Source organism: Cognatishimia sp., assembly GCF_964229375.1.
Taxonomy (GTDB): Bacteria; Pseudomonadota; Alphaproteobacteria; order Rhodobacterales; family Rhodobacteraceae; genus Cognatishimia.
Genome location: NZ_CAXREH010000137.1, coordinates 1 through 6754 on the forward strand (window position 1 = coordinate 1; position 6754 = coordinate 6754).

The following is a 6754-nucleotide window of genomic DNA, read 5'->3' on the forward strand; positions in this document are numbered from 1 at the left end:
CGGTTAAGCCAAGGGTCGGGCGAGGGGCTTTCAGGCCAGCTGCCTTCGTTCAACCCGCCCAGGATAAGCAGATCCGCGCCTTGCACCCGCGCCTCAAGCGTGCCCCAGATCAAAATCTTGGGGTGAGGTGCATCACGGTCGCGCACTTCGCCCCGTGACAGAACGGCGCCAAACAGATCGCCATAGTCCTTGGCCGACATCTCCCCTGCAAAGGGCGCGTTTTCCTGAAGCTGCGAAACAATGCGGCGCGCCTCGCGACCGGCTTTCTCGTCCCAAAGACCGCCACTGCCTTCGGGTGTCGCAGACCCCCGCGCGATGTGTTCCGCAAGGTCCAGATGCGCAGTTACGCGCGCATCAAGTGCAATGGCCTCAGGTTGTGCGCGATCACAGAAGCAGTCGCACACCCAGGCAAACCACGCATCGCCGCCATCAATCGCCGCGCCGAACGCTGCCAAAGCTGACGCGGTGGGATAGGTGATCCCTTTGCGTCTGAGATGAAGTTCAAGATCACGGGTCAAACGAAGGTGCGTATTGCGCTCGGCCCCCGAGTGCGTCAGCGGATGTTTGAGTAGCGTTAATAAGGCCTCAGACGTAATTTCCTGCTGAAATAGAGCCGTAATATGCCGCAGAAATCTGCCCGGAGGCGAAAGTTGCAACGGAGTGCCCGCTGAGTCATCGGGCAGGATATTCCAGCGATCAAGCGCCGCCGTCACCTGACGTGTCAGCATACGATCCGGCGTGATAAGCGCGGCGGTCATGCCATCTTCGGCGGCATGCCTCAAGCGCATGGCGATGGCGAGCGCCTCCTCCCGCATAGAGCCCGCCTCAAGCAAGGTGACGTCGGCACATGCGTGGTCTAGATCTGTGAGCGAAGGGCCCTCGGTCAGCCATTGATCCGTTACCGGCGCTGGGCGCAGCGCCAAGGATACCAGCCTGTTGCGGGCCGCATTCGGCGCGGCTGTCTCTGTCCAGGGCGTGACCTCATCCGGCCGCATGTCCAACCCGCGCAGGATTTTGTTGAACCGAAATTGTGGATGGTCCTCGGCAGACAAAGCATCGCCCAATGTGCCCCACACGGATGCGGGCGTGTCAAAATCAAAGCCGGGCAGAACCAGCGCCCCTTGCGGCAGACGCGCAATCGCCTGCATCAGCAGCATGGTTGTGCCCCGCGAACCCGTCGAGCCCGCCAAAATGACGGGATGTTGCGGTGGATCGGCCTCCCATTGGGCGACCAGCGCCTCGACGATCTGTCTCTGGCGGGTTTCCGCATCGGGCTCTTCGGCCACCGAAGCCAGAAAATGCCGTGCAATGCCGAAAAACTGCTGGGCGCGCTCCCAATGGCCAGATTGATCGCTGACATCGAGCGCGGCAATCGCGTCCGGAGAAACGCCTTCGCCGTTCATCTCGTCCATCAAGGTCGCCAGACTGTCGGCCAGATCAAACAATGACGCTCGGGGTGCCAGATCCGGCTGTTGATCCAGAAGTCGCGCAATGATCTGGGTCAGTTCGAACCGCCGCCGCAGCGGAGATACTGCAAGGGGTAGGGGTGTTTTGAGCGATTGCCCGAGGCTGGTCAGCAGCTTGACGCGGGGCAACAGCATCGGTGGTCCTTCATCGAAAAGCTGCCGCATCCGGCGCGCCATGCGCTGCGTGTTTACGATGATCTTGACGCGGGCAAAATCCTCGGGTGCGGCACCTTGAAAACGCGCATGCAAACCCGCGATGAGGGCACGCGGAAAATCGACGCCTGGCGCTATGCCAAATACATGCGGTTTGCCCGTCTGGTTAAACATCCTGCCCCCTCAAAAGCGCCTCGGCCAGAGCAATACCGCCCGGGTGTCCGACATCGCACCAGCGCCCCGGGTAGTCCAGTCCGAATAGCCGTCCATCCCGCGCAATATCGTCCCACACTGCATTTAGAGAGAATGTTCGATTTGGATGGGCATTGACGCGCGCCGTTTTGATAATTTGAACTCCACCATAAACGAAATTGCCAGTGCGAGAAATACGCCCTGTTTCGTCGAGATCAAAGTCTCCGCCACCGTCTCTGCCAAGACAGTTTTCGACCCTAATACACCCTAAAAGCGCGTCCATTGCATTCGGATCCCATGTGTTTTTCAAAAGAGGAAAAGGGTTCGGACCGTCCCAGATACAATCACTGTTGCTGGTAAATACCGCGGATTGTTTCAGAAGAGGCAACGCCGCCTTAAGACCTCCGCCTGTGTCCAAAATGTCGGGTTTTTCGATGGACATTATCACGGGTTTTTCACGTAAATGTTCGACCATTTGATCGGCCAGATAATGCGCGTTCACGACGGTTGTTTCAGGCGAAATCGCGGCCGTCATTTCCAGCGTGTGATCGATAAGTGCTGTGCCGTTCACGGTGATCAAAGGCTTGGGTGTTTTGCGCGTCAGATCGCCCATGCGCGTGCCGAAACCGGCGGCGAAAATCAGCACTGAATTGGGGGCTTTGGACATCGCGATTTCAGTTCTTTCAGATAAGGTTCTGTAGGCGGGGACAGCGTGCGTTGCACAAAGCCTCTAAGGTCTTCGAGGGCAGGGTGCGCAAGGTCACTGTCCAGATACCGCCAAACGTGCGGTATCAAATCAATGTAACTCGGCCGTCCCAGCAATTTGCCCAACCGCGCGAACATTCCGATGATGCGCAGATTGCGAAACGCGCCAAGGGCGGCATAGCTTGCCTTAAAATGCTCGGGCGACATGCCTGCCTGTTCTTGGAAATACACGCCGAGCTGTTGCTCGAAGTCGGGCGTGATATCACGCCGTGCGTCCTGCAACAGGGAAACCACATCGAAGACCGGATGGCCAACCATGGCATCTTGAAAATCAAGCAGGCCAACTTGTCGAACCCCGTCGCGTTTAGGCAGCCACATGAGGTTTTCGGCATGAAAATCGCGCAGCATGGTGCAGGTTGGCTTAAGTGCCAGAGATTTCGCTGCAGCGACAGCCAAGTCAGACGCTTCTTGTGCCTCGGGCGAAAGCGCGCCCTCAGAGGATTGTGGGTACCATCGCCAAGCAGTTGCCGTCAGCTCGCCCAAATGCGCGAAGTCGCAGACGGGCAGGCCGTGCATCGGGGCATGCGCTTGAAGATGGACAAGCGCATCGATAGCCAAACGGTAGAGTTTTGAAGGATCGTCGGGCAGATCGGCGAAACGCGCGTCGCCAAAGTCTTCCAGAACTGTAAACTCGCCGTTTGACGTCAGGATCTGAGGTGCCGAGAGACCCAGGTCGCCTAAGTAAGCGCCCACTGACAGAAACCGGCCAAGTTCACCGGTCGCTGCTTGCGACGAATCCATCAGAACGGCTGTCTTTTGATCTTTGCCGCGCAGTCTGAAGTATCGTCGAGCCGAGGCATCCTGTGTCAAAGGGGTGATTTCTGCGGTCTTCCAATCGGTGTCCGCAAGAAAGGCCAGGCCATTTGAGGAAAGCTTATGCTCCATCAAGACCCGCGAGTTTTTCGGCCCATTTTTTGTCGGTCCACGAGGCGGTGAGCTGTCGATGCCCCTGATCCGGAGTCATTTGCATCGAAATGGACAGCGCGCTTTGCGGTGCCAGTTCCGCCAGTCGATCGGGCCATTCGACAAGGCAAAGCGCGTCGTCAAAGGCGTCGATTAAACCAAGCTCGACAACCTCGTCCGGGCTGGTCAGTCGGTATAAATCGGCGTGCCAGATCTCGAATTGATACACCTCATAGATCTGAACCAGAGTGAACGTCGGAGAGGGCACATCCTCGGGTTCCGGCAGCAGGCTCTGAATCAAAGACCGTGCGAAATGGGTTTTGCCTGCGCCGATATCGCCCGTGAATAGCAGAACATCGCCGGCATCCAATCGCGGGGCCAGCGCCTGAGCCAGACGCGTTGTGGCCTCGGCAGAGGTGAGGGTTGTCGAAAAATTCTGCAGTTCCATGGCGACAGGATACTACGCCGTGACCAAGCTGCAACCAGCAAGAAACTATGGCGTGCTGAGTTTTTCCGTCTGCGGAGTTGTGGCGTTCTGGATTTCGGCGAATGTCAGAATTGTGTAACCGCCCATCACCGGATCCGCCTGAATGTGAAGCATTTTGCCTGATCCCGTGTGAACGCCCCGGACCCAGGTCTGGCGGTCGTGAAACAGCCTGAGATAGTTGGTCAAACCCGCCAATATCGGAGTCTCTTTCACCTTATTCTTCCAAATAATCTCAAAATCACTCCAGGTGAAATCCGTGATCGAGTTGTCCGGATTGACCCTCCACATCGTATGAAAAGCTGTGTTTGTCATCGCAAAGGTGCCGCCTGGCGAAATGACAGCGATGGCGGGAGAAAAGTTGTTGATGACGGCTTTCGTCATGTCCAATTGTGCGCGGAACCGCCGCTCTAGCGATAGTTCTGCGCTGATGTCTTCGAACAGAAACGCGACGGCGCCGTTGGGATGGGGGCGGCCCGTCACCCGATAGGTTGCACCAGAAGGCAGAGGCCAGACCTCACGATAGCGGTCATCAGTGGCGTCCAGCACCATATGCATGATCTTTTCGCGCCAAGACCCGTAGTCGCGAGGTTCCGGAATCATCCGGTCGTCGCGCAGCTTGTCAAAGAAGGCAGCCAAGGTCGGCTCGCCACTGAGGAAGCCTGCGGGAATGCCGAATTGATCCATCAGGGCCGGGTTGAAAAGAACCAGCCTGCGATCCCGATCAAAGATCGCGAGCCCCGTTGAAAGCTGGGCAAAGGTTTTGGCAAGCGTCTGAATGAAACTGCGTTTGGCGTCATCCGCCTGAACCACTTTGTCGGCGTTCACCGCGAAAAAGGTGCGACTGTCGCCTTGCCTGACCATAGTCACATCAAAATGTTTAGGGCCGCCGTCGTTTGGGTTTTCGACTGCGGTTGAAAAGGTCTGACCAGAGTTTAGATCCGCGGGTATCTGGGTTTTCAGTTGCTCGATGCTGTCGCCGACTTGGATCGTTTTTCCATAGTCTTTGAAAAAGGCGGGATTGGCCCAGATCAGCTTGTTGTCGTCTGACAGTCGCCAAATCGGGAAAGGGGAATCCAGGGCGGCGTTGGTGAGCGACTCAAACTCGGAGATCGGGATCCGTACAGAGGCCTTGCGTTTGTTCTGCGTGGGCCAGTTGTATACCGACAGCCTTGCATAGTTGCGCCATTGCTCCAGCGTGGCCCGCAGCTCGCCCAGTCGTGCGTCTTTCGGATGGGTGCTGATCGGATCTTTTTTCCCCAGCGACACCGGCAGCGTTGTAATGCGGCTGGCCAGAGCGGTGCGGACTTGTCCCCATGTCACATCCGTCAGCTCACTGCTGCCCAAAAGCGAGAGCGCATCTTGGTTGGCGTCGATCAAAAGGCCACGCTCAAACAACATGACCAAAGGCGCTTCTTCGCGCTGGGCGCGCCAGTATCGGACGACTCCGTGGCGGGCGATACCCCTGACGACCATCAGGCAAAGACCGGTGGCGCAGATGGCAACCATCACGATCTGAGCAACGTAAACAACCGATTCCGGCACCACCGTTTTCCCCTATGTCGCCATGAGACATAAGGATTTGGGAAAACGATTAACGAAGGGTTAACTTATCGCTTACCCTTTGATCTGAGGGTTTTCTGCCGAGAAGGGCACCCCGGTCGCGGCCTCGATTTCCTTACGCGGCCAGGTGACTTCGACGATGGCGCCGCTGTGTGATGCGGTTTCATAGCTGAGGTTTGAGAAATGCAGGGATGCGCCGGTGCGTTCAAGCAGTGTCTTTGCGATGAACAGCCCAAGGCCCATGCCGTCGTATCCGGGGCGAGAGCGGCGGTCTCTGTCGCTGCGGACGCGTCGCAACATCGGGCTGCCGATCCGTCCGATCACGTGGCTTGGAAATCCGGGGCCATTGTCGATCACTCGCACGGTGACGGTTTCGGATGTCCAGCTTGCCTCGATGCGGACTTCGGTTTTTGAAAAATCCACTGCGTTCTGGATCAGATTTCGCAACCCGTGCACGATCTCGGCACGGCGCAGCACCTGCGGCTCTTCTTCGCGGACATCATCAGACATGACTTCGTCGATGATGACGGATTTGCCACGGTCGCTATGGGGTTCGGCGGCCTCTTCTATCACCGTCAAAAGCGGCAGGCTGCGCATGTGCAGGTCACTTTTCCCGGCCCGCCCCATCGAGCGAAGGATATCGCGACAGCGGTCTGCCTGTTGCCGGATCAGCGCCGCGTCTTCGCGCAGGTCTGGCTGATCTGACAGCTCTTCCATCAGCTCACCGCTGGTCAGTTTGATGGTTGCGAGAGGCGTGCCAAGCTCGTGTGCGGCAGCGGCGACAACGCCGCCAAGGTCGGTAAGTTTCTGCTCGCGCGCCAGGGCCATTTGCGTGGCGGCCAACGCTTCGGCCATGGTCGACATTTCCGACACCACCCGTTGCGAATAGATCGACGAGAACAGCACGGCGATGAAAATCCCCGCGAAGTTACCGATCAGAAAGATCTGCTGAGTTTCCAGAATAATGCCACTGGCGGTGCGTAGAGGCAGATAGATTTCGGTCATCAAAGCGGCCAGCGCGATGGTGACCGACGCAAGGATCGCCGTCATTCGAATAGAAAGCGTGGCGGCTGACACAGTGACGGGGCCCACGACGAGGATCGAGAAGGGATTGTTCAGCCCGCCTGTCAGGAACAGCAGGAAACACAGCTGCAGCAGATCAAACAGCAAAAGCGCAGCGTTCTCGGTCTCTGTCAGTAGTTTGTTTTCCGGAAATGTGAAATATCCC

General features: G+C 57.5%; 6 protein-coding genes. All 6 read right to left on the reverse strand.

The window, feature by feature from the left end:
• A partial coding sequence (addB, locus tag ACEQWH_RS10395; RefSeq protein ID WP_370230506.1) for a double-strand break repair protein AddB occupies positions 1-1793 on the reverse strand: 1793 nt, incomplete at its 3' end.
• Positions 1786-2478, reverse strand: coding sequence for a nucleotidyltransferase family protein (locus tag ACEQWH_RS10400; RefSeq protein ID WP_370230508.1), 693 nt, complete (start codon positions 2476-2478; stop codon positions 1786-1788). The genes addB and ACEQWH_RS10400, both read right to left, overlap by 8 nt.
• The gene (locus tag ACEQWH_RS10405) at positions 2451-3461 is read right to left on the reverse strand and encodes an aminoglycoside phosphotransferase family protein (RefSeq protein WP_370230511.1); all 1011 of its coding nucleotides are present in this window, start codon (positions 3459-3461) and stop codon (positions 2451-2453) included. Before ACEQWH_RS10405 ends, ACEQWH_RS10400 begins: the two co-directional genes overlap by 28 nt.
• Positions 3451-3927 (reverse strand): tRNA (adenosine(37)-N6)-threonylcarbamoyltransferase complex ATPase subunit type 1 TsaE, encoded by a 477-nt coding sequence (gene tsaE, locus ACEQWH_RS10410; protein ID WP_370230514.1) that lies wholly within the window; start codon positions 3925-3927, stop codon positions 3451-3453. Before tsaE ends, ACEQWH_RS10405 begins: the two co-directional genes overlap by 11 nt.
• A gap of 45 nt (positions 3928-3972) precedes the next feature.
• Positions 3973-5511 (reverse strand): PAS-domain containing protein, encoded by a 1539-nt coding sequence (locus ACEQWH_RS10415; RefSeq protein WP_370230517.1) that lies wholly within the window; start codon positions 5509-5511, stop codon positions 3973-3975.
• A 69-nt stretch (positions 5512-5580) separates the two neighbouring features.
• On the reverse strand, positions 5581-6754 hold a 1174-nt coding region (gene regB / locus ACEQWH_RS10420), incomplete at its 5' end, for a sensor histidine kinase RegB (protein ID WP_370230520.1).